The 20534-nt window shown below is 68.8% G+C and carries 22 protein-coding genes and 1 other RNA gene; 17 read left to right on the top strand and 6 right to left on the bottom strand.

Annotated elements, in window-relative coordinates:
• The first annotated feature begins 54 nt into the window (after positions 1–54).
• Both hflK and hflC read left to right on the top strand, forming a co-directional pair.
• Entirely contained in the window at positions 55–1194 is a 1140-nt protein-coding gene (hflK, locus tag AC3WJT_RS10870; RefSeq protein WP_492343133.1) for an FtsH protease activity modulator HflK, read from the top strand.
• Positions 1191–2048, top strand: a complete 858-nt coding sequence (hflC, locus tag AC3WJT_RS10865) for a protease modulator HflC (RefSeq protein ID WP_492343132.1) — start codon at positions 1191–1193, stop codon at positions 2046–2048. Before hflK ends, hflC begins: the two co-directional genes overlap by 4 nt.
• 91 nt (positions 2049–2139) lie before the next feature.
• Here hflC and serB read toward each other — a convergent pair whose 3' ends face one another.
• On the bottom strand, positions 2140–3027 hold the full coding sequence (serB, locus tag AC3WJT_RS10860; protein ID WP_492343131.1) for a phosphoserine phosphatase SerB: 888 nt from the start codon (positions 3025–3027) through the stop codon (positions 2140–2142).
• A 121-nt stretch (positions 3028–3148) separates the two neighbouring features.
• Between serB and miaA the strand changes: the two genes are divergently transcribed.
• From miaA to ilvN, 3 genes are all read left to right on the top strand, one after another.
• Positions 3149–4084, top strand: coding sequence for a tRNA (adenosine(37)-N6)-dimethylallyltransferase MiaA (gene miaA / locus AC3WJT_RS10855; protein WP_492343130.1), 936 nt, complete (start codon positions 3149–3151; stop codon positions 4082–4084).
• Between the two features lie 178 nt (positions 4085–4262).
• A complete protein-coding gene (locus AC3WJT_RS10850) occupies positions 4263–6080 on the top strand; it encodes an acetolactate synthase 3 large subunit (protein WP_492343129.1) in 1818 nt (605 codons plus the stop codon).
• 8 nt (positions 6081–6088) lie between these two features.
• Complete coding sequence (gene ilvN, locus AC3WJT_RS10845; protein WP_492343128.1) at positions 6089–6640, top strand: acetolactate synthase small subunit; 552 nt, start codon at positions 6089–6091, stop codon at positions 6638–6640.
• A 41-nt stretch (positions 6641–6681) separates the two neighbouring features.
• On the opposite strand, the gene AC3WJT_RS10840 is transcribed toward ilvN, so the two are convergent.
• Positions 6682–7344 carry an aquaporin gene (locus AC3WJT_RS10840; RefSeq protein WP_492343127.1) on the bottom strand — a complete coding sequence of 221 codons (663 nt, stop codon included), beginning with the start codon at positions 7342–7344 and terminating at the stop codon, positions 6682–6684.
• Positions 7345–7440: 96 nt separating this feature from the next.
• Between AC3WJT_RS10840 and ssrA the strand changes: the two genes are divergently transcribed.
• The 6 genes from ssrA to AC3WJT_RS10810 all read left to right on the top strand — a co-directional run bounded on the left by ssrA (position 7441) and on the right by AC3WJT_RS10810 (position 12332).
• Positions 7441–7802: a transfer-messenger RNA gene (ssrA, locus tag AC3WJT_RS10835) on the top strand.
• Positions 7803–7907: 105 nt separating this feature from the next.
• A complete protein-coding gene (locus tag AC3WJT_RS10830; protein WP_492343126.1) occupies positions 7908–8396 on the top strand; it encodes an SspB family protein in 489 nt (162 codons plus the stop codon).
• A 7-nt stretch (positions 8397–8403) separates the two neighbouring features.
• Complete coding sequence (locus AC3WJT_RS10825) at positions 8404–8871, top strand: PaaI family thioesterase (RefSeq protein ID WP_492343125.1); 468 nt, start codon at positions 8404–8406, stop codon at positions 8869–8871.
• Positions 8872–8877: 6 nt separating this feature from the next.
• Positions 8878–9678 carry a C13 family peptidase gene (locus AC3WJT_RS10820; RefSeq protein WP_492343124.1) on the top strand — a complete coding sequence of 267 codons (801 nt, stop codon included), beginning with the start codon at positions 8878–8880 and terminating at the stop codon, positions 9676–9678.
• An 85-nt stretch (positions 9679–9763) separates the two neighbouring features.
• Positions 9764–11848, top strand: a complete 2085-nt coding sequence (locus tag AC3WJT_RS10815; protein ID WP_492343123.1) for a serine hydrolase domain-containing protein — start codon at positions 9764–9766, stop codon at positions 11846–11848.
• Between the two features lie 85 nt (positions 11849–11933).
• On the top strand, positions 11934–12332 hold the full coding sequence (locus AC3WJT_RS10810) for a DUF5367 family protein (protein ID WP_492343122.1): 399 nt from the start codon (positions 11934–11936) through the stop codon (positions 12330–12332).
• Here the strand turns inward: AC3WJT_RS10810 and AC3WJT_RS10805 are convergent.
• Entirely contained in the window at positions 12304–12660 is a 357-nt protein-coding gene (locus AC3WJT_RS10805) for a RusA family crossover junction endodeoxyribonuclease (protein WP_492343121.1), read from the bottom strand. The two genes, AC3WJT_RS10810 and AC3WJT_RS10805, sit on opposite strands and share 29 nt — an antisense overlap.
• A gap of 80 nt (positions 12661–12740) precedes the next feature.
• On the opposite strand from AC3WJT_RS10805, the gene fumC reads away from it, so the two are divergent.
• Entirely contained in the window at positions 12741–14132 is a 1392-nt protein-coding gene (fumC, locus tag AC3WJT_RS10800) for a class II fumarate hydratase (protein ID WP_492343120.1), read from the top strand.
• A 5-nt stretch (positions 14133–14137) separates the two neighbouring features.
• Positions 14138–14890 (top strand): AAA family ATPase, encoded by a 753-nt coding sequence (locus AC3WJT_RS10795; protein WP_492343119.1) that lies wholly within the window; start codon positions 14138–14140, stop codon positions 14888–14890.
• An 11-nt stretch (positions 14891–14901) separates the two neighbouring features.
• Here AC3WJT_RS10795 and AC3WJT_RS10790 read toward each other — a convergent pair whose 3' ends face one another.
• Complete coding sequence (locus AC3WJT_RS10790; RefSeq protein ID WP_492343118.1) at positions 14902–15300, bottom strand: YccF domain-containing protein; 399 nt, start codon at positions 15298–15300, stop codon at positions 14902–14904.
• 21 nt (positions 15301–15321) lie between these two features.
• Between AC3WJT_RS10790 and AC3WJT_RS10785 the strand changes: the two genes are divergently transcribed.
• A complete protein-coding gene (locus tag AC3WJT_RS10785) occupies positions 15322–15768 on the top strand; it encodes a GNAT family N-acetyltransferase (protein WP_492343117.1) in 447 nt (148 codons plus the stop codon).
• A 232-nt stretch (positions 15769–16000) separates the two neighbouring features.
• Entirely contained in the window at positions 16001–16954 is a 954-nt protein-coding gene (locus AC3WJT_RS10780) for a hypothetical protein (RefSeq protein WP_492343116.1), read from the top strand.
• Here the strand turns inward: AC3WJT_RS10780 and AC3WJT_RS10775 are convergent.
• Positions 16938–17888, bottom strand: a complete 951-nt coding sequence (locus tag AC3WJT_RS10775; protein WP_492343115.1) for a glycosyltransferase family 9 protein — start codon at positions 17886–17888, stop codon at positions 16938–16940. The genes AC3WJT_RS10780 and AC3WJT_RS10775 overlap by 17 nt on opposite strands.
• A 55-nt stretch (positions 17889–17943) precedes the next feature.
• Between AC3WJT_RS10775 and AC3WJT_RS10770 the strand changes: the two genes are divergently transcribed.
• A complete protein-coding gene (locus AC3WJT_RS10770) occupies positions 17944–18603 on the top strand; it encodes a class I SAM-dependent methyltransferase (RefSeq protein WP_492343114.1) in 660 nt (219 codons plus the stop codon).
• 16 nt (positions 18604–18619) lie between these two features.
• Here AC3WJT_RS10770 and AC3WJT_RS10765 read toward each other — a convergent pair whose 3' ends face one another.
• A complete protein-coding gene (locus AC3WJT_RS10765; RefSeq protein WP_492343343.1) occupies positions 18620–19630 on the bottom strand; it encodes a polyprenyl synthetase family protein in 1011 nt (336 codons plus the stop codon).
• Between the two features lie 97 nt (positions 19631–19727).
• Between AC3WJT_RS10765 and AC3WJT_RS10760 the strand changes: the two genes are divergently transcribed.
• Positions 19728–20477, top strand: a complete 750-nt coding sequence (locus tag AC3WJT_RS10760) for a tRNA1(Val) (adenine(37)-N6)-methyltransferase (RefSeq protein ID WP_492343113.1) — start codon at positions 19728–19730, stop codon at positions 20475–20477.
• Positions 20478–20534: the final 57 nt, after the last annotated feature.

Genomic DNA, 20534 nt, shown 5'->3' with positions numbered 1-20534 from the left:
ACCGCGCCGGCTTGCAAGCCCGCCGAAACACGACGGAAAAGCGACGCACAAAACATGCCCTGGAACGACAACGGCAATCCCGGACCCTGGGGCGCTCCGCCCCCGTCCGGAGGGAAGAACGAGCCCGAGCGCCCGGAGCGCGGGGGACCGGCTCCGCGCGGTCCTGGCCGCGGCCCCGGCGGGACCCCGCCTGACCTCAACGATATCCTGCGCCGGATCGAGGCGTACCTCGGCGGCCTGACGGGCGGCGCGGGCGGCGGCAACGGCCAGATTCCGCTGCGAAAGCTGGCTCCGCTGGCGGGCGGCGGTCTGCTGGCGCTGTACGTGCTGGCCGGCATCATCGTGGTCGGCCCTCGCGAAGAGGCCGTCGTCACCACGTTCGGCGCCTGGACCCGCAGCTATGGTCCGGGCATCGGCTATCACCTTCCGATGATCGAGCGGGCCGAGAAGCTGGACGTCACGACGCTCCGCACCCAGAGCGTCGGCGGCGGCACGGGCGAGGATGACACGCTGATGCTGACGGGCGACGAGAACATCGTCGATCTGAGCTTTTCGGTAACCTGGCGCGTGTCCAGCCCCGGCCGCTTCCTGTTCAACATCAGCGATCCGGAGGCCACCCTCTCGGCCGTGGCCGAAAGCGCCATGCGCGAGGTAATCGGCCGCAGCGAGCTGGACGCTATCATCAGCCGCAGCCGCGGACAGATCCAGATCGAGGTCGCCTCGCTGATGCAGCGCATCCTCGACAGCTACGGCGCGGGGATCATCATCGACGGCGTGCAGATCAGCGACGCCAATCCGCCGAAGGAAGTCGTCGACGCCTTCCGCGATGTGAACAACGCCAGCCAGAACGCCGCCTCGCTCGCCAACCAGGCCCGCGGCACCGCCGCCCAGGTCCGGAACCAGGCGATCGGCTATCGCTCGCAGGTCGTGCGCGAGGCCGCCGGTGAAGCGGCGCGCTTCAACCAGGTCTACGCCCAGTACAGGCTGGCTCCCGGGGTGACCCGTGACCGCCTCTACATCGAAACCATGGAGCGGGTGCTGACCAAGACCAACAAGGTGATCATCGACAGCAAGGGCGCCAGCGCCCCGATCATCCTGCCGCCGGACGTCTTCCGCCCGCGCGTGACGACGCCGTCCACCAGTACGCTGACCACCCCGGCCCTGCCCCAGCGCGTTTCGGGAGGCGCCCAATGACCAATCCTCGCCTGACGTTCTACGGCATCGTCGCCGCCGTCGCCCTGATCGTCCTCAGCCAGACCTTCTACGTCGTCGACCAGACGCACCAGGCCCTGGTGATCCGCCTCGGCGAAGTGGTCCGCACGGTGAACGCTTCGCCCGATGACGGCCCCGGCCTGAAGATCAAGGTTCCGTTCCTCGAGAGCCGCCTGCTGTTCGACAAGCGCAACCAGCCCATCCAGGTCGTCCGGCAGGAAATCCTGACGGCGAACCAGGAACGCCTGATGGTCGACGCCTTCGTGCGCTATCGCATCAACGATCCGGTCCGCTTCTACACGGGCCTGGGCGACGACCGGACCGCGAAGGACCGGCTGAACTCGGTGGTCAACGCCTCGCTCCGCCAGGTGCTGGGCTCGGTCAGCTCGGAGGACATCATTTCGCGCCGCCGGGCCGCGCTGACCCGCCAGGTTCGCGACAACCTGTCCGACCGGACGACCCGCTCGCGGCTCGGCCTGCAGGTCATCGACGTTCGCATCCGCAGCGCCGACCTGCCGGAGGCCAACCAGGAGGCCGTCTTCGACCGGATGAAGACCGCTCGCCAGCAGGAGGCCGCGCGCATTCGCGCCGAGGGCGCCCAGCGCCAGCGCGAAATCGTCGCGACCGCAACGCAGGAAGCCGAGACCATCCGGGGTGAAGCCGACGCCGAGCGGGCGAAGATCTTCGCCTCCAGCTTCGGCCAGGATCCGTCGTTCGCGGCCTACTATCGTTCACTGCAGGCCTATGACGCGTCGCTGGGACAGGGCACGACCCTGGTCCTGTCGCCGGACAGCGCCTTCTTCCGCTACTTCAGCAAGGGCCCGACCGGGCAGTAGGCTCAATCGGGGACATGTACCGTCTTCGGTACGTGTCCCCTGGAGCCAAGGCTCGATTGGGGGACACGTACCTGCGGTACATGTCCCCGGCCTAAGCGAAGGCTTCGGCCCGGTAGCCCTGGAAGTACAGCAGGGCGGTGAGGTCGGCGTGGTCGACGCGCGCATCGGCCTGCGCCGCGACCACCGGCTTGGCGCGGTAGGCGACGCCCAGACCCGCAGCCTCGATCATCGCCAGGTCATTGGCGCCGTCACCGACCGCGAGCGCGTCGGCGGGCATCGCGCCCAGCGCCGCGACTTCTTCCTGCAGCGCCGCCAGCTTGGCCTCCCGGCCAAGGATCGGCTCGCCCACGCGGCCGGCGAGCGCCGCGCCGTCCTCGATCAGGGTGTTCGCCCGGTTGTCGTGAAATCCGGCCGCCGTCGCCACGCGACCGGTGAAGAAGGTGAAGCCGCCCGACACCAGCACGCAGCGCGCCCCGTGGGCGGCCATGGTCCGCACCAGGATCTCCGCGCCGGGGTTGAGCCGCACGCGGTCGTCGTAGCAGGCCTGCAGGGCGTCGAGCCCCAGCCCCTTCAGCATCGCCACCCGCTCGCGCAGGGCGCCCTCGAAGGCCAGCTCGCCGGCCATGGCCCGCTCTGTGATCGCCGCGACCTGCGCCTTGACCCCGGCGAAGTCGGCCAGTTCGTCGAGGCATTCGACGTTGATGATCGTTGAGTCCATGTCGGCGATCAGCAGCCGCTTGCGGCGGCCCTGGGCGGGCTGGACGCAGACATCGACCCGGCGGCCGGCGAGCGCTGCCTCGGCCTGCTCGCGAACGACAGCCGGCGCCGCGCTCTCGACCGGCAGGTCCGCCGCGTTCGGACCCAGCAGGTCGGCCTCGCCCACCAGCGTCCCGCCGCCGGCGACGGCGAGTTCGACCGCCTCAAGCGCGGCGGGAAGATCATGGGGATCGGCGGCGACCAGGGTGACGACGAGCTGCATCCGCGCGGCCTAGCCTGCTTTCGCGGGGTTGGGAACAGCCGCAGCCGTTCCTGACCCCCTCTTCCTCGATGGACGAGGGGGAAGTCTGGCAGGCTGCCCCCTCATCGCGTAAGTCCGCCCCATGACCCCGCCCATCCTGCTGATCGCCGGACCGACCGCGAGCGGCAAGACCGCGCTGGCCCTGCGCGCTGCGCGGACGCTGGGCGGCGAGATCGTCAATGCGGACGCGCTGCAGCTCTATGCGGACCTGCGGGTGCTGTCCGCGCGACCGAGCGACGAAGAGACGGCTGTCGCGCCTCACCACCTGTTCGGCGTGGCGGACGGCGCGGACGGCTGGTCCGTCGGTCGCTGGCTGCGCGCGGCCTCGCCGATCCTGGACGAGATCCGCGGCCGTGGCCGGACGCCCGTCGTGGTCGGCGGCACCGGCCTCTACTTCAAGGCCCTGACCGAGGGGCTGGCTGATGTGCCGCCCACGCCCGCCGCCATCCGCCAGAGCGTCACGGCAATGTACGACGCCCTTGGCGAGGCCCGCTTTCGCGAGCTGCTGGCCACCGCCGATCCGGACGCCGCCCGCCGTATCGAGGCCGGCGACCGGATGCGCCTTTCCCGGGCGATGGAGGTGCTCGAGGCGACAGGCCGCCCCCTCACCGCCTGGCAGGCCGACACGGCGCCGGCGCTGGAGGCTGACGACTGGCGTGCGGTGGCGATCACGCCCGACCGCGCCGACCTCTACGCCCGCTGTGACGCGCGGTTCGACGCCATGCTGGCGGCGGGGGCGCTGGACGAGGTCCGGACCCTGCTGACCGCGGGCCTGGATGCGGATCTGCCCGTGATGAAGGCGGTCGGCGTGCGCGAACTTCAACGGCATCTGGCCGGCGAGATCTCCCTTGCCGAGGCCGCCGACCTCGCGCGTCAGGAAACCCGGCGCTACGCCAAGCGGCAGCTGACCTGGCTGCGCAACCAGACGCCGGACTGGCCGAAGATCACCGAAACGGACACGGACGCGGCCTGGGGGCAATTCCTTGCGCTGGAGCCAGCCTTGACGCCAAAGCCGTAGCGTGGCATCTCAAACGGACGCGATTTGGAGCAATCTTCGTGCGCAACACGATCATCGTACTTACCAAGCGGCCGACAGCGGCGTGACCTGACCCGTCACGCTGTCGCCGGTCGCGCGCATCCCAGGCCCCTCACGGGCCTTTTTTATTGCCTTTTTCGCCCCACGAACGAGCCCGACAATGACCGCTTCCACGACCCGATCCGCCCCCACCGACGCCGCCAGTCGCGAGATGACCGGCGCCGAGATCGTCGTGCAGGCGCTCATCGACCAGGGCGTCTCGACGCTGTTCGGCTATCCGGGCGGCGCGGTGCTGCCGATCTATGACGCGCTGTTCCAGGACAACGAGCGCAACGGCGACCGCCTGCGCCATATCCTCGTCCGCCACGAACAGGGCGCGACCCATGCGGCCGAAGGCTATGCGCGCTCGACCGGCAAGCCCGGCGTGGTGCTGGTCACCTCGGGCCCTGGCGCCACCAACGCCATCACCGGCATCGTCGATGCGCTGATGGACTCGATCCCGATGGTCGTCTTCACCGGCCAGGTCCCGACCCATCTGATCGGCACGGACGCCTTCCAGGAAGCCGACACGGTCGGCATCACCCGCGCCTGCACCAAGCACAACTACCTGGTGAAGGACGTCGCCGACCTGCCGCGGATCATCCACGAGGCCTTCCACATCGCCACCAGCGGCCGTCCGGGCCCGGTGCTGATCGACATCCCCAAGGACGTGCAGTTCTCCAAGGGCGTCTATCAGACCCCCGACGAGGTCAGCTTCAGCCATGGCTATGCGCCGCGCACCAAGGGCGACGCCGGCAAGATCGCCGAGGCGGCGCGGATGATCGCCAAGGCCCGCCGGCCGATCTTCTATACGGGCGGCGGCGTCATCAACGCGGGTCCGAAGGCCAGCGAGAGCCTGCGCGCGTTCGCTGCGATGACCGGCGCGCCGGTGACCTCGACCCTGATGGGCCTGGGCGCCTTCCCGGCGGCTGACCCGGCGTGGCTCGGCATGCTGGGCATGCACGGCACGTTCGAGGCCAACCACGCGATGCACGACTGCGACGTGATGATCTGCGTCGGCGCCCGTTTCGACGACCGGGTCACCGGCCGGCTCGACGCCTTCTCGCCGGGCAGCAAGAAGATCCACATCGATATCGACGCCTCCTCGATCAACAAGAACGTGCGGGTCGACATCGGCATCGTCGGCGACGCCGGCAGCGTTCTGGACGACCTGATCGCGGCCTGGAAGGCTGAAGGCCTCAAGGCCAACCGCAACGCCCTGGACGACTGGTGGCGGCAGATCGACGGCTGGCGCGCCCGCCAGTGCCTGAGTTTCCGCACCAACGACACGACCATCAAGCCGCAACAGGCCATCGACCGGCTGTATGCGCTGACGAAGGATCGCGACACCTACATCACCACCGAAGTCGGCCAGCACCAGATGTGGGCCGCCCAGCACTACCGCTTCCAGGACCCGAACCGCTGGATGACGTCCGGGGGCCTCGGCACCATGGGCTATGGCATGCCGGCCGCGATCGGCGTGCAGCTCGCCCACCCGGACAGCCTGGTCATCGACATCGCCGGCGAAGCCTCGATCCAGATGTGCATCCAGGAGCTGTCGACCGCGATCCAGTACGACCTGCCGATCAAGATCTTCATCCTCAACAACGAGTGGATGGGGATGGTCCGCCAGTGGCAGCAGCTGCTGCATGGCGAGCGCTATAGCCACAGCTACTCCGAGAGCCTGCCGGACTTCGTCAAGCTGGCGGAGGCCTATGGCGCCGTCGGCATCCGCTGCACCGACCCGGCCGAGCTGGATGCGAAGATCCTCGAGATGATCGACAGCCCGCGCCCGGTGGTCTTCGACTGCCGCGTCGAGAAGAACGAGAACTGCCTGCCGATGATCCCGTCCGGCAAGGCGCACAACGAGATGATCCTGCCCGAGGACGGCGCCGACATCGGCTCGGTGATTGACGACGCCGGGCGGCGGCTGGTCTAGACAACGCCATGACCACCGATCCCCAGCCCGCCTCCGCCTACGATCTCTCGCATGTCGACGAGACCGAGAACCTCGCCACCTTCGCCCTGCTCGTCGACAACGAGGCGGGTGTCCTGCACCGCGTGGTCGGGCTGTTCGCCGCGCGCGGCTACAACATCGAAAGCCTGACGGTCGCCGAGACCGACCGGAAGGCTCACACCAGCCGCATCACCATCGTCACCCGCGGCGCGCCGCACGTGCTGGACCAGATCGAGGCCCAGCTCAGCAAGGTCATCAGCGTCCGCCGCGTGCATGATGTCACCCGCGACCCGCGCGGCATCGAGCGCGAACTGGCCCTGGTCAAGGTGCGCGGAACCGGCACGGACCGGGTCGAGGCCCTGCGCGTATCGGACATCTTCCGCGCCAAGGTGGTCGACACGACCTCCGAGAGCTTCGTGTTCGAGATCACCGGCGCGCCGTCGAAGATCGACAGCTTCGTCGACCTGATGCGGCCCCTGGGTCTGGTGGAACTGTCCCGCACGGGCGTGCTGAGCATCGAGCGCGGCGCCGAGGGGATGTAGGTCCGCCGCCGCCCGGATCATTCCGAACGGCGGCTTTGGCCCTATGCCTTCAACAGATTGAACCGGAACAGCGCGCCGCCGATCACTGCGCCGATGGCCGGGGCGACGATGAACAGCCACAGTTGCGAAACGGCCTCGCCGCCCGCCAGTACGGCCGGACCGAAGCTGCGCGCCGGGTTGACCGACACGCCGGTGACCTGGATGCCGACGATGTGGATCACCGCCAGGGTGATGCCGATGGCCAGGCCCGCGAACGCGCCCTGCCCCTTCTCGCCGGTCACCCCCAGGATCACGATGACGAAGATGGCGGTGAACACGATCTCGAAGATCAGCGCCGCGTGCATGGAATACTCACCGAGGTAGCCTGCCCCCCAGCCGTTGCGGCCGAGACTGCTGGCCGCACCTTCCTTGGCGAGCAGCATCAGGATCGCCGCGCCGGCGAGAGCGCCGAGGAACTGCGCGACCCAGTACAGCCCCATGTCCCTGACCGACATCCGGCCCGCGACACAGGCGGCCAGACTGACCGCCGGATTGACGTGACAGCCGGAGATCGGCCCGATGCCATAGGCCATGGCGACGATGGCGAAACCGAACGCCAGGGCGATGCCCAGCTGTCCGACGTTGTCTCCGCCCAGAACGGCCGCGCCGCAGCCGAACAGCACAAGCACAAGCGTGCCGATGAACTCGGCAATGAACTTGTTCATTGGATTGCCTCCCGTTTCCCCCGCCTTGAAGACCGGCGTTCGCTGAGCCTGCCTCTTTTGCGTGAGTCCGGGAATAGCGGCGTCCCGGCGCGCAGCGTCCTTCCCCCGGCGACGGATCGCCCCTATATTGGGTTTGTCCGGGCTTGCCCGGACTATGGACATAAACGCGCGCGTAATAACCGGACTGGACCCGGGTGCGATTCCCGGCGGCTCCACCATTTCCTTCTTCGGGTTATCGCCGGAAGTATGGGGCCGATCAGCATCGACAGACGTCTAAAGGCGTAGCTTTGTCCCGGCGTGGCTCACCGATCCGGGCCATTAAACTAACTGCGAACGATAACTTCGCTGAAGAGTATGCAATCGCCGCGTAATGCGGTGCTAGCGCACTCAGCCTAAACTCCGGGGGGTTCAGATCCTCCGGCGGGGCCCGGGGGAGCCTGCCAACAGAATCCCCCACCTTCTCCCTGCCTGCTTGCCGAACCTTCGCCAACGTCGTGACTCGGCATGGCTTTGCGAGTCCGTCGCGACACGCTACGCTCGCTGTTCAAACCGGTGTTCGAGTCATGGCCCAGCAGCAGAAACCGCCTGAAGACCTGATGAACTACGAGGCGCTGGCCCAGGACGCGCTGCGCGGCGTGGTCAAGGCCGCCTTGAAAGTGGCGGCGGCGCCGGGCGGCATTCCCGGCGACCATCATTTCTACATCACCTTCCGCACCAAGGCGCCGGGGGTCTCGGGGCCACCCGATCTGCTGGGCAAGTATCCCGACGAGATGACCATCGTCCTGCAGAACCAGTACTGGGACCTGGCGCCGGGCGAGACCTTCTTCACGGTGACGCTGAAGTTCGGCGGTTCGCCGAAGAAGCTGTCGGTCCCCTATGCGGCGGTGACCCGTTTCGTCGATCCGCACGTCAAGTTCAGCCTGCATTTCGAGCCGCCGCCGGTGGATGTCGAGCCGGTCGGTCTCGACGAGCCGGAAGAGCCGGCCGCCCCGGCCCGGCCCGTCGACGACGGCCCGAAGGTCGTTTCACTCGACCAGTTCCGCAAGAAGTGAGGCCGGGTTGACGGACGTCGCTTCGCAGGAGCCGGAAAGCCTCACCGACGAGGCCATCCTGGCGCGGTTCACCAACGCCAAACGCCGCCCGCCGGGGTCCGAGCTGCTCGGCTTCCGGATCGTGCGGGTCAGCCAGGCGGACCGTGAGGTCGAGGTGGCCTTCACCGCCACCGAACAGCTGACCAATCCGATGAAGCAGATCCAGGGCGGCTACCTCTGCGCCATGCTGGACGAATGCATGAGCGTGGCGTGCATGGTCGCGTCCGGCATGACCAGCGTCGCGCCGACGGTCGAGATGAAGACCAGCTTCTTCCGCCCCGCCCTGCCCGGCGAGATTACCGGCGTCGGTCGGGTGGCGCGCTGGGGCAAGACCATCGCCTTCACCGAAGGCGAGTTGAAGGACAGCGAGGGCCGCATCCTGGCCCGGGCCACCGGCACGGCGATGCCGACTCCTTTCGCCCGGTACAAGGGCTGAGCCCCGGTGCGCGGCTGGCTCCTGGCGATCGTCGGCCTGCTGGCCGTTCTCGCAGGTCCCGCCGCGGCCCAGACCACACCCGCCAGCCCGTTCAACAGCTGGGCCTCGGTCGTCATCGCCGGCGACTGGCGCGCCGCCAACGGCAGTCAGGCTGAAGCCTTCGACAATGCGCGCCGCGATGTCGCCGCGACGCTTGTCGGCATGGGCTTCAGGCCGGAGACGATGACGCAGTTCTCGACCAAGCCCGAACGCTATCCCGACACCCGGCCCGAACGCCTGACGGCCCAGTCGATGCTCGACGCGCTCAAGGCTTCCGCCGCGAAGGCTCCGGCGGGCTGCCTGATCTACTACACCTCGCACGGCGCGCCGCGGCAGGGCGTGGTGATGGACGTGATGGGCAAGGCCTACATGTTTTCGCCCAGCGAGATGGCCGCGCTGGTCGAGGAGGCCTGCCCGGCCCGGCCAACGATCGTGATCATCTCCGCCTGCTACTCCGGCGCCTTCCTGCCCTACCTCGTCGGGCCCCAGCGCATGGTGATGACGGCCGCCCGGCCCGACCGCAGTTCCTTCGGCTGCAGTTCGGAGGACAAGTACCCCTACTTCGACGCCTGCTTCCTCGAGACCGTGGAGTCCGTGCGCAACTTCCCGGCTCTGGGACCGGCGATCCAGGGCTGCGTAAGCCGCCGCGAGGGGCGGATGAACCTCTCGCCGCCCTCCGAGCCGCAGGTGTCGATCGACGGCACGCTGCGCCTGCGCCTCGGCATGATGCCGTTTCCGGCGGGCGCGAAGGGTGTCCAGTCACCCTGACGGCGGACTTGCCGCAGACTGACCTTTGCCCGGCGTCCCCGGCGCCCTAGAAGTCGCTGGAACCACCTTTCCCCGGGGATACGCCTTGCGCTCGCCTGTCAAAGCCGCCCTCGCGGCTGCCCTGTCCATTCTGATCGGCATTGCGCCGGCCGCCGGCACGGCCCAGATCGCCGCGGCACCTGCGCAGAGCCTGACGCCCGCAGCGGCCCCGACATTCGCCCGGGGTCCCGCGAGGCCACCCGCCGCGGCGCCCCTGCCCGCACTGGCCATCGCCGGCGTAGCCCCCCTGACGCCCGCCGAGCTCGAGGCCTTCGTCGACGGGATGGTCCGCGACGCGATGTCCGCCGACCACATTCCCGGCGTGACTATCTCGGTCGTTCAGAACGGGCAGGTCGTGCTCAAGAAGGGCTACGGCTTCGCCAAACTGGACCCGGCCCGGCCGGTCGATCCCGACCGGACGCTGTTCCGTATCGCGTCGATCTCGAAGACCTTCACCTGGATCGCGTTGATGAAGGAAGTCGAGGCCGGCCGGATGCGGCTGGACGGCCCGATCAACCTGTATCTGCCTGAGAAGATCCAGGTTCGCGACAAGACCGGCTGGTTCGACAAGGAGTTCGACCGCCCGGTCCGGGTCATCGATCTGATGAGCCATTCCCCCGGCTTCGAGGACCGCGCCCTGGGTCAGCTGTTCGAGCGCGATGCCGCGCGCGTTCGGCCGCTGGACATCTATCTGCGTCAGGAGCGTCCGCGCCGGGTGCGCGAGGCCGGTTCCGCGCCGGCCTACTCGAACTACGGAGTCGGTCTGGCCGGTGCCGCGGCCGCCTGGGTTTCCGGCAAGCCGTTCGAGCGACTGATCGAAACCGGCATCACCGGCCCGCTGGGCATGACCCGGACGACGTTCCGCAACCCCTACCCCGCCCGCCCCGACCTGCCCGCGCCGATGTCGGCCGCGCTCGCGGCGGACCTGTCGGAGGGCTTCCTCTGGACCGGCGCCGGCTGGCGGGAGCGCCCGTTCGAATACACGACCCAGCTGGCCCCGGCGGGCGGCGTCTCGACCACCGCCGGCGACATGGCCCGCTACATGACCATGATCCTGAACGGCGGCACGCTGGACGGGGTGCAGATCTACAGCCCGGCGACCGCCGCCGGCTTTTTCCGCGAGCAGTCGCGACCCGCGCCCGGCGTAGCCGGCTCCGGACACGGCTTCCTGCAGTTCCAGTTGCCGGGCGGACGCACCGGCTGGGGCCATGACGGGGTGCTGCTGTCCTACCGATCCTCGATGATCCTCGTCCCGTCGCTGGGCCTGGGCGTCTTCGTGGCCGCCAACGGCGAGAGTGGCGAGCGCCTGGTGAACCAGGCGACCAGCCGCATCGTGCAGCGGTTCTACGGCCCGGCGCAGACCCTTCCCGAGGCCGGCTCGCCCTGGCTGAAGCAGAACGCCCGGGACTTCGAGGGCGAGTATGTCAGCACCCGGCGCTCCTATCGCGGGCTCGAGCAATTCATCGGCCTGGTCAACGCCCGCAGTCAGGTCGCGGTGACCGACGCCGGCTATCTGCGCATCAGCAGCCGCGACAGCTCATCGCTCTGGATTCCGGAAGGGACCGCGGGTCGCTTCAAGGAAGTCGGCGGCTGGCGAAAGATCACCTTCGTCCTGAAGGACGGCCGCGCCAGCGGCTACTACCCGGCCTCAGGCATGCAGTTGTTCCAGCGGGCCGGCTTCTTCGGAACCCAGGGGTGGCTGGTCAATCTTGCCCTTCTGGCGGCCATCGCCGCCCTGGCGACCCTCGGCGGCCTCATGATGCGCGACCGCAAGGACCATCGCGAGACGCCCATGCAGCGTCGCGCCAGCCTCATGCAGACGACCCAGGCGATCCTCTGGCTGCTGGCCATGGGCGCGCTGGCGATCTGGGCGGGCAAGGCCGGCGACATCGCCGCGATCTTCTTCGACTGGCCGGGCGGCTGGATGCTGACCGCGTCGTCCTGCGCGCTGGTCGCCGCGATTCTATCGCTCGTGACCCTGGTGCTGCTGCCGTTCATCTGGCGCGGCGGACGACGGGTCGAAAGCTGGACCGTCGGCCGCAAACTGCGCTTCACGGCGACGACGCTGATCTATGTCTGCCTGTCGATTGTACTGCTCATGCGCGGCGCACTCGTGCCGTGGGCGAGCTGACTTTCCAGCGCCGCGACCATAGGCCACCTTTCTGGCGCCACCCTCGCATCCCAAGGATGGAAACGGGTGGTTCGGGGTGGTTGTCGTGTCAAAAGAAGACGGTCTGACCTTCGGTCTGGCGGGCCTGCTGGCCTTTCTGGTCTCGACGGGCTGGTACGCGGCCTTCGGGTCAGGGCTGCTGGAGAAGGCGTTCTGGTTCTACGCCGCGAACGCGTTTCTCGTCGGCGGCGCGGTGGTGTTCCTGTTCCATGTGGCCAGCCGCGTGCGCCGGCTGCAGCGTCGCAACCGGCTGCTGGCTGCGGCGATCTTCGCCGCGCCCGGACTGATCGGCGCGGGAATCATGCTGGCGCTGTTCCGGGATATCTTCCCGACCTGGGATCCGGTCAGCCTCGGCCGCTACGCCGCCTTCGTTCTGGTCGGCGACGCCCTGCTGGCCAGCGTGGCGCTGGACCGCTCTAGGCGAGCCGCGTCGCGCGCACGGTGATCCGCTCACGCTCGCCCTGGCGGCGCTCGACCAGCAGCCGGGCGACCTGACTGTCGTCGTGGAAGGCGTGGCCCTTGATCGAGTCGAGGATCGCCTTGGCGAGGTTGTCGAGGTCGAGCCAGGGCGGGTCGCCCTCGTACTCCATGATGATCTCGACCGCGAAGTCGCCCCACGCCGGCCGCGAACCCCGCCACTGCTTGCGGAAGAACTCGTAGATCAGCGGCTTGTAGTATTTCGCCTGGGTCGTCAGCCCGTCGACGACGATCTCCAGCGTCGCCCCGGCCTCCCGCGCGCGCACCTTGCCGAAGGTTGTCCAGTCGTCGGTCATTGGCGTCCATAACGCCTTGCGCGCTTGCAGTCTCCTCCCCCGGCGCTAAACCGGCGCTGCAAGTTTCGCCGGGAAAGATCATGACCGCCACGCGCACCGAGACCGACACCTTTGGCCCCATCGAGGTCGCCGCCGACCGCTACTGGGGCGCCCAGTCGCAACGCAGCCTGGGCAACTTCAAGATCGGCTGGGAGAAGCAGCCCCTGCCCGTCGTCCGGGCCCTGGGCATCGTCAAGCGCGCTGCGGCCGAGACCAACCTGGCGCTCGGCAAGCTGGACCCGCAGATCGCCGCGACCATCGTCAAGGCGGCCAACGAGGTCATCGAGGGCAAGCTCAACGACCACTTCCCGCTGGTGGTCTGGCAGACCGGCTCGGGCACCCAGTCGAACATGAACGCCAACGAGGTGATCTCGAACCGCGCCATCGAGATGCTGGGCGGGGAGATGGGCTCCAAGAAGCCGGTCCACCCCAACGACCACGTCAACATGAGCCAGTCGTCCAACGACACCTATCCGACGGCCATGCACATCGCCTGCGCCGAACAGGTGGTTCACGACCTGCTGCCGGCGCTGAAGCACCTGCACGCGGCGCTGGCGGCCAAGGCGGACGCTTGGGCCGGCATCATCAAGATCGGCCGCACCCACACCCAGGACGCCACCCCGTTGACGCTCGGCCAGGAGTTCGGCGGCTACGCCCAGCAGATCGCCAACGGCATCCACCGCATCGAACAGACCCTGCCGGCGCTGATGGAGCTGGCCCAGGGCGGAACGGCGGTCGGCACGGGTCTCAACGCCCCCGTCGGCTTCGCGGAGAAGGTCGCCGAGCAGATCGCCGCGATCACCGGCCTGGCCTTCACCACCGCCCCCAACAAGTTCGAGGCCCTCGCCGCCCACGACGCCATGGTCTTCAGCCACGGCGCGATCAACACGGTGGCCGCCAGCCTGTTCAAGATCGCCAACGACATCCGCTTCCTGGGCTCCGGCCCGCGCTCGGGCCTGGGCGAACTCAGCCTGCCGGAAAACGAGCCGGGCAGCTCGATCATGCCGGGCAAGGTCAACCCGACCCAGTGCGAGGCCCTGACGATGGTCTGCGCCCAGGTGTTCGGCAACAACGCCGCCATCACCTTCGCCGGCGCCAGCGGCCACTTCGAGCTGAACGTCTTCAACCCGGTGATGGCCTACAACTTCCTGCAGTCGGTCCGTCTGCTGGCCGACGCGGCGATCAGCTTCACCGACAACTGCGTCGTCGGAATCGAGCCGCGCGAGGACAACATCAAGCGTGGCCTGGACAACTCGCTCATGCTGGTCACGGCCCTCAACGGCAAGCTCGGCTACGACGCCTGCGCCAAGATCGCCAAGACGGCCCACAAGAACGGCACGACCCTGCGCGAGGAAGCCGTCGGCGGCGGGTATCTGACCGACGCGGAGTTCGACGAGGCGGTGCGTCCGGAAAAGATGATCTCGCCGGGGTGAGGTGAATGGCCGGCCTCACCCGCCCCTACTGGATCGAAGCGCAGTTCCTGCGCCGCGACGGCTGGGATGAGGCCGCCTACCCCTTCAACCTGCCGGTCGTACGCAGCCTGCACAGCCTGAAATTCCACCCGCGCGTGACCTTCCTGGTCGGCGAGAACGGCTCGGGCAAGTCGACCCTGATCGAGGCGCTGGCGGTGGCCTGGGGGTTCAATGCCGAGGGCGGCTCAAAGGACCACCAGTTCGCCACCCACGCCAACCATTCGGTCCTGCACCAGTTCATCCGCCCCATCCGGGACGGCAAGGCCTACGCCCACGACGGCTTCTTCCTGCGGGCCGAGAGCTTCTTCAACGTCGCCACCTACCTCGAACAGACCGGCGGCAAGCGAACCGGCGAGCGGCCCCTGCACGAGCAGTCGCATGGCGAGGCCTTCTTCGCGCTGTTCGAGAACCGGCTGATGGGCGATGGCCTCTACATCATGGACGAACCGGAGGCGGCGCTGTCGCCACAGCGCCAGCTGGCGTTCCTCGCCAAGCTGCACCAGCTGGTGCAGGCGCGGTCGCAGCTGATCATCGCCACGCATTCGCCGATCATCCTCGGCTACCCGGACGCCTGGATTTACCAGGCCTCGGAGCACGGCCTTGAGCGGATCGAGTACGAGGACACCGAGCATTTCACGGTGACCCGCGGCTTCCTCAACCGCCGCCAGACGTTCCTGGACATCCTGCTGGAGGAGGACGAGGGGCCGGCGCCGCGCTGAGCGTGGCGCGGCTACCGCTTCTCGACCACCGCCAGACCGATCGGCGCGAGCGCGATGCGGGCCAGTTGCAGGTCCTTGAAGGCGAACGGGATGCCGACGATGGTCACGGCCTCGGCGATGGCGATCAGGATGTGCGACAGGGCGATGTACCAGCCGGCGAACAGGAACCAGATGACGTTGAGCACAAAGCCCAGCGGTCCGGTGCCCAGGTCGCTCTTGCCGGTGACGATCTCGCGCGAGACGATCTCCTTGCCGAACGGCCAGAAGGCAAAGCCGGCGATGCGCCAGGCCGCGAAGCTGTAGGGGAGACCGACAATCGTGATCGCCAGGATCAGTCCGCCCAGCAGCCACAGCAGGCCGCTCAGCCAGCCGCCGAGGATGAACCACAGGATGTTGAGCAGCAGGCGCATGGACAGGGTCCCTGGAAGATCGTGACGCTAGACGTGGTGAATATCCTGCGCGTTGTCGAGGCCCTGCCACATGGATTCGACGTCATGTGCGCCGAGGCGGCCGCCGAGGGCGTGCGCAACATGGCCATGCTGGCCAGTGAGTTCGGCGGTCCCGACGACCCCTTCACCGAACCCGGCGCGCTGTTCGCGGCGGTCGTCGACGGCGACCTGGCCGGCGTCGGCGGCGTGACACTGGAAGCCGGGCTCGCCGAACCGGCGATGCGGATGCGACGTCTCTATGTCCGCCCCGGCTTCCGTCGCGCCGGCGTGGCGCGCGCCCTTGCCGGCGCGATGATGCAGCAGGGCTTCCAGTCCGCGCCGCTGCTGACGCTGAACGCCGCCGCCTCACCCGCTGCGCCGCCGTTCTGGGAGGCGATGGGCTTCGAACCGGTCGACTGGCCGCGGGCGACACACGTCCTGCGATTGTAGCTTCTGGTCCATTCCCGCCGATGTAGCGTTTGCGCATGGGCAGGCCTGCCCCCTCCGCAGGCGCGGCTTGTTCTGCGACCAATTCCGCCGCTGGCAACGGGTGCGACAGTTCGACGTCCTGGTGAACCCGCCGCGCGCTGGACACGCTCTTCAGCGGCTTCCGAAACCACCCTTTTGAGGCGAGCGTCCGCCCTGACAGCGGTCAATCCTCGGCCTCTCCCTGGAGGGACGCATGATGGACCGCAGACAGCTTCTCGGAGCCGGCGTCAGTCTGGCCGGCGTGACCGCCCTTTTCCCCGATGGCTCGTGGGCCCGGACGGGGATCGATGCATCGACCGCCACAATGGGCGACCGCAAGATCCTCGCGAAGATGCTCAAGGCTACGCCCCGGGTCGGGATTCTGGCCGCGCGGGTCGCCACCCAGACCGGCAGCTACGTCTACCAGTCCTCGGCGGTCGGCACGGGCGGGTGGCGATCGACGCTCAACATCACCGGGCTCATGGACACGGACCTGCGGGCGGTGGCGGATGCGGGCGTCGAAGACCTGTCCGGCCGCATGGCCGCGCTCGGAAGAACCATCGTGCCGCGCGCCGAGGTCCTGGCCCATCCGGCCATGGCGGAGTTCAGCGTCGTCGAGCAACCCGCGCTGAAGACATGGAAGTACCCGAGCGGCGGCCCGCCCCTCGACCTGGCCTGGGCGTCCGATAGCGGCGGCAGGCTGTTCTTCTATCACATGGAGGCCTGGAACCCCTTCGGGGCCCTGGCGATCAAGAACTGGCAGCGGACCAACTGGGTGTCCAAGGATCTGAACGCCGTCCTGCTCATGCCCACCTACGTCTACACCTTCGGCGACACGTCCCTGACGCTCGGCGAGGTGACGACCAACGGCGCCATCCGCAGCCAGGGCGCCCGCGCCGAGGTGAGCGGCGGCATGAAGCTGGTCGACCATCCCTCGTCGGTCTGGGCGACCCGCGGCCTGATCAAGATCGCCGGCGAAACCTCGGACCTCCGGTTCAAGGGCGACCTCGATCTCGGCATGCCCGGCCGTTTCGAGCAGCTGGGGTCATCGGGCCAGACGGCCAACTTCGCCTTCCAGGTCGATCGGGCGATGTTCCGCGCGGCGGCCTTGCGCGGCGTACAGGCGATGAACCAGTTTACCGCGGACGTGTTCAGCCAGCTGGCCTGAGGCCGCCCGCCGCCGCCCAGACCCGGTCGACGTCCAGGTCCGCCAGGTCCGGCTCGCGGAGGATCGCCACCGGCTGATCCGGACGGACCGGCCGGGGCGCGCTCATGTCGGGGTTACTCTCGGCGGAGAACAGGACGAGGGTCGGGCATCCCGCCGCCGCGATCACATGGACCGGGCCGGTGTCGTTGCCGACGGCCAGGGCGGCCCCGCGCGCCAGTCCGGCGATATCGGCGATGCTGGTCTCGCCGACCAGGCTGACCGCGCCCGGCGCGGCGGTCAGGATCACCTGGGCCAGCGCCGCCTCTTCCGCGCCATGGCCGACGACCACGGGCGTGATCCCCTGGGCCAGCAGGCGTGAGGCGAGCTCGCCGAATGACGGCGCGGGCCAGCGTTTGGCCGGCCGATGCGCCGCACCGCCGGGCGCCAACAGGGCATAGGGTCCGGCGATGGCGAATCTGGCCGCGTCGCCGACCAGCCAGGACAGGTCCGGCGGCGGGACGTCCGTTATCCCGGCGAGCGCCAGCTGCTTCACCCACAGGTCCTGGATGTGCAGCCGGTTGCGGTCGGGCTCGCGATAGGACATGGCCGCGCCCGGCGCATTGCCGGACCACGGCGGCCGGTGCGGCCACAGAAGCTGGAAGTAGCGATTGGTCCGCCCCTGGCACTGCAGGTCATAGACCCGGTCGAACCGCGCCGCGCGCAGCCGGCCGATCAGACGCGCCACCGCCGGCAGGTCGCTCCATCCCGGTCGGCCATCGCTCCAGACCTCGTCGAACCAGCCCGTCGCCTTGCCCATCGCCGCGAAAGGCGCGGTGGTCAGGAGGGTGAGGCGCGAGCCCGGATGCTTGCGCCGGATGGCCTTCATGGCGCCTGTCGCCTGCACGAAATCGCCCAGGGCCGACAGCTTGATGACGAGAATGCGCTCGCCGTTCATCCTGTTTCCGTTCTATCTGAGGCGACTGCCAGTTGGCCCGTCATCGGAGACCTGAATGTTCGCGCGGGAAGCCGCCTGGATTGCTGCGGCCCTCGCGCACCTGGACGCGGGCGAGCTCAGTCCGTTGCTCAACGTCGGCGCCTCGACCCACCAGTTCCGGACCCAGGACCAGCCGTGGATCCAGGAGCAGCTGATCGCGCCGCTGGAAGCCCGCGGCGTCCGCTTCATTCATCTGGACCTCAAGGCCGCAGAGGGCGTCGATGTCGCCGCCGACATCATGTCCGAAGAGGGCTTCGAGACCGCCCGGCAGCTGGGCGCGCGCGCGCTCCTGCTCTGCAACATCCTCGAACATGTGCTTGATCCCGGCGCCCTCTGCCGCAAGGCCATGGCCCTGGTCGGACCGGGCGGACTGGTGGTGGTGACCGTGCCGCGCAGCTATCCCTACCACCGCGACCCCATCGACACCCTGTTCCGCCCGACGCCCGAAGACGTGGCGGCGCTCTTTCCCGGCTCGACGATCGAGAAGGCGGAAATCCTGCCCTGCGGCTCGTACCGCGACAACGTCCGGGCCCGTCCGTGGATCCTGCTGCGGCCTGTTCTGCGGTTCCCGTTCCCGTTTCTGGGCTGGGACAAGTGGAAACGGTCCATGGGCAAGCTCTACTGGCTGTTCCATCCCTATCTGACCACCTGCGTGGTGCTGCGCGCGCCCGGGTGAAGGGGGACGCGGCCGGTCACGTCCGCCGGCTGACCGCGAAGTCCGCCAGATCCTCGAGGGCGGCGCGCCAGGCGTTGGCGTCGGTCTTGACCAGGGCGGCCTTGGCCTCCTCGGCGAACTGATGGGCCAGATCGAGCGTCGCCTCGGCGGCGCCGGTGCGCAGGATCAGATCGCGGGCCCGGCGGAAGTCTTCGTCGGTCTGCTCCCGGCGACCGATGGTGCGCTCCCAGAAGGCCGCCTCGGCCGCGCCGGTACGGGCGATGGCCAGCAGCAACGGCAGGGTCGCCTTGCCCTCCCGGAAATCGTCCCCGGCGTTCTTGCCCAGCGCCTCTGTCGTGCCGTCGTAGTCCAGCGCGTCGTCGACCAGCTGGAAGGCGAGGCCGAGGTTCAGGCCATAGGACCGCATCGCGCGGCGCATGTCGTCCGACGCGCCGGCGCTGACGGCGCCCGCCTCGGCGGCGGCGGCGAACAGCTCTGCGGTCTTGGCCCGGATGATCTCCAGATAGATGTCCTGCGACAGGTTCAGGTCGTGGGCGCGCGTCAGCTGCAGCACCTCGCCCTCGCTGATCACTCCGGCGGCCTTGGCGAGGATGTCCAGCGCGGTCAGGGAGCCGGCCTCGACCATCAGCTCGAAGGCCCGGGCGAACAGGTAGTCGCCGACCAGCACGCTGGACGGCGCGCCCCAGATCAGGTGCGCCGCCACCTTGCCGCGGCGCAGCTGCGAGGAGTCGATGACATCGTCATGCAGCAGGGTCGCGGTGTGGATGAACTCCACCGCCGCCGCCAGCTTCAGGCAGGAGTCATCCGTCGCGCCGGTCAGCCGGGCGCAGGCGACGGTCAGCAGCGGACGCAGCCGCTTGCCGCCGGCGTTGATCAGATGGTCGGCCAGCGCCGGAATCACCGACACCGGGCTTTGCATCCGCGCCGAAATGATCGCGTTCACGCCCTGCATGTCGGAGGAGGCCAGCGCCACCAGACCGTCGACGGAGCCCGCCGGACGGGCTACGGCCGCATTCGCTGCGTCCAACACCTGAGCTCCTTCATCTTCCGGCCGCGGCCCAAGCGCCGTTGCGGGAAGCCTCACGGGCGGGATAGGTCAGGGAAGAGACGAGGGCAAGGCCGAGATGGCTGACCAGGGCGACACAAGCGAAGATCGGCTGCTGAACGGACGGGTTTTGCTGCGTCAGCCGACCCGCGGCTATCGCGCGGGGATGGACGCCGCCCTGCTCGCGGCGGCCTGCGACCCGAAGCCGGGCGAGCGGGTTCTGGAGGCCGGCTGCGGGCCCGGCGCGGCGCTGCTGGCGGCGGCGGCGCGTCATCCGGGGGCAGGCTTCACCGGCGTCGAGCGCGACGCGGGCGCCGCGGGACTGGCGCGGGAAAACCTTGTCCTGAACGGGTTTGGCGAGCGGGTTCAGATCCTCGAGGGCGACGTTCAGGCCGGCTTTCGCGCGCTCGGCCTGCCGGTGTTCGACGCGGTGATGGCCAATCCGCCGTTCTTCGACGACCCGGACGCCCTGCTCGCCCCTGCGCCGGAGAAGACCGGCGCCTGGATGGCCGACGGCGGCCTGGCGGCTTGGACGGGCTTCCTGATCAAGGCCGTGCGCGAGGGCGGGTCGATCACGATCATTCATCGCGCCGACCGGCTGGGCGACCTTCTGTCGCTGCTGGGCGACAAGGCCGGCTCGTTCCGCATCCGGCCGATTCACCCCTTTGCCGATGCGCCGGCCAAGCGGGTGCTGCTGCGGGCGGTGAAAACCGGCAAGGCCCCACTGATCCTGTTGCCGCCGCTGGTCCTGCATGAGCGGGACGGCGGGAAGCACAGCGTTGCTGCCGAGGCGATCCTGCGGGGTGAAGCGGCGCTGGCCTGGGACTGAGGGGACATGTACCGCGGGTACGTGTCCCCCAATCGAGCCGCCACGGTTTGCCGGACA

The sequence above is a fragment of the Caulobacter sp. FW305-C-30-S16 genome (assembly GCF_058783025.1).
The sequence above is the reverse complement of the archived record's forward strand: the minus strand, read 5'-3'. Positions and strand labels throughout refer to the sequence as shown.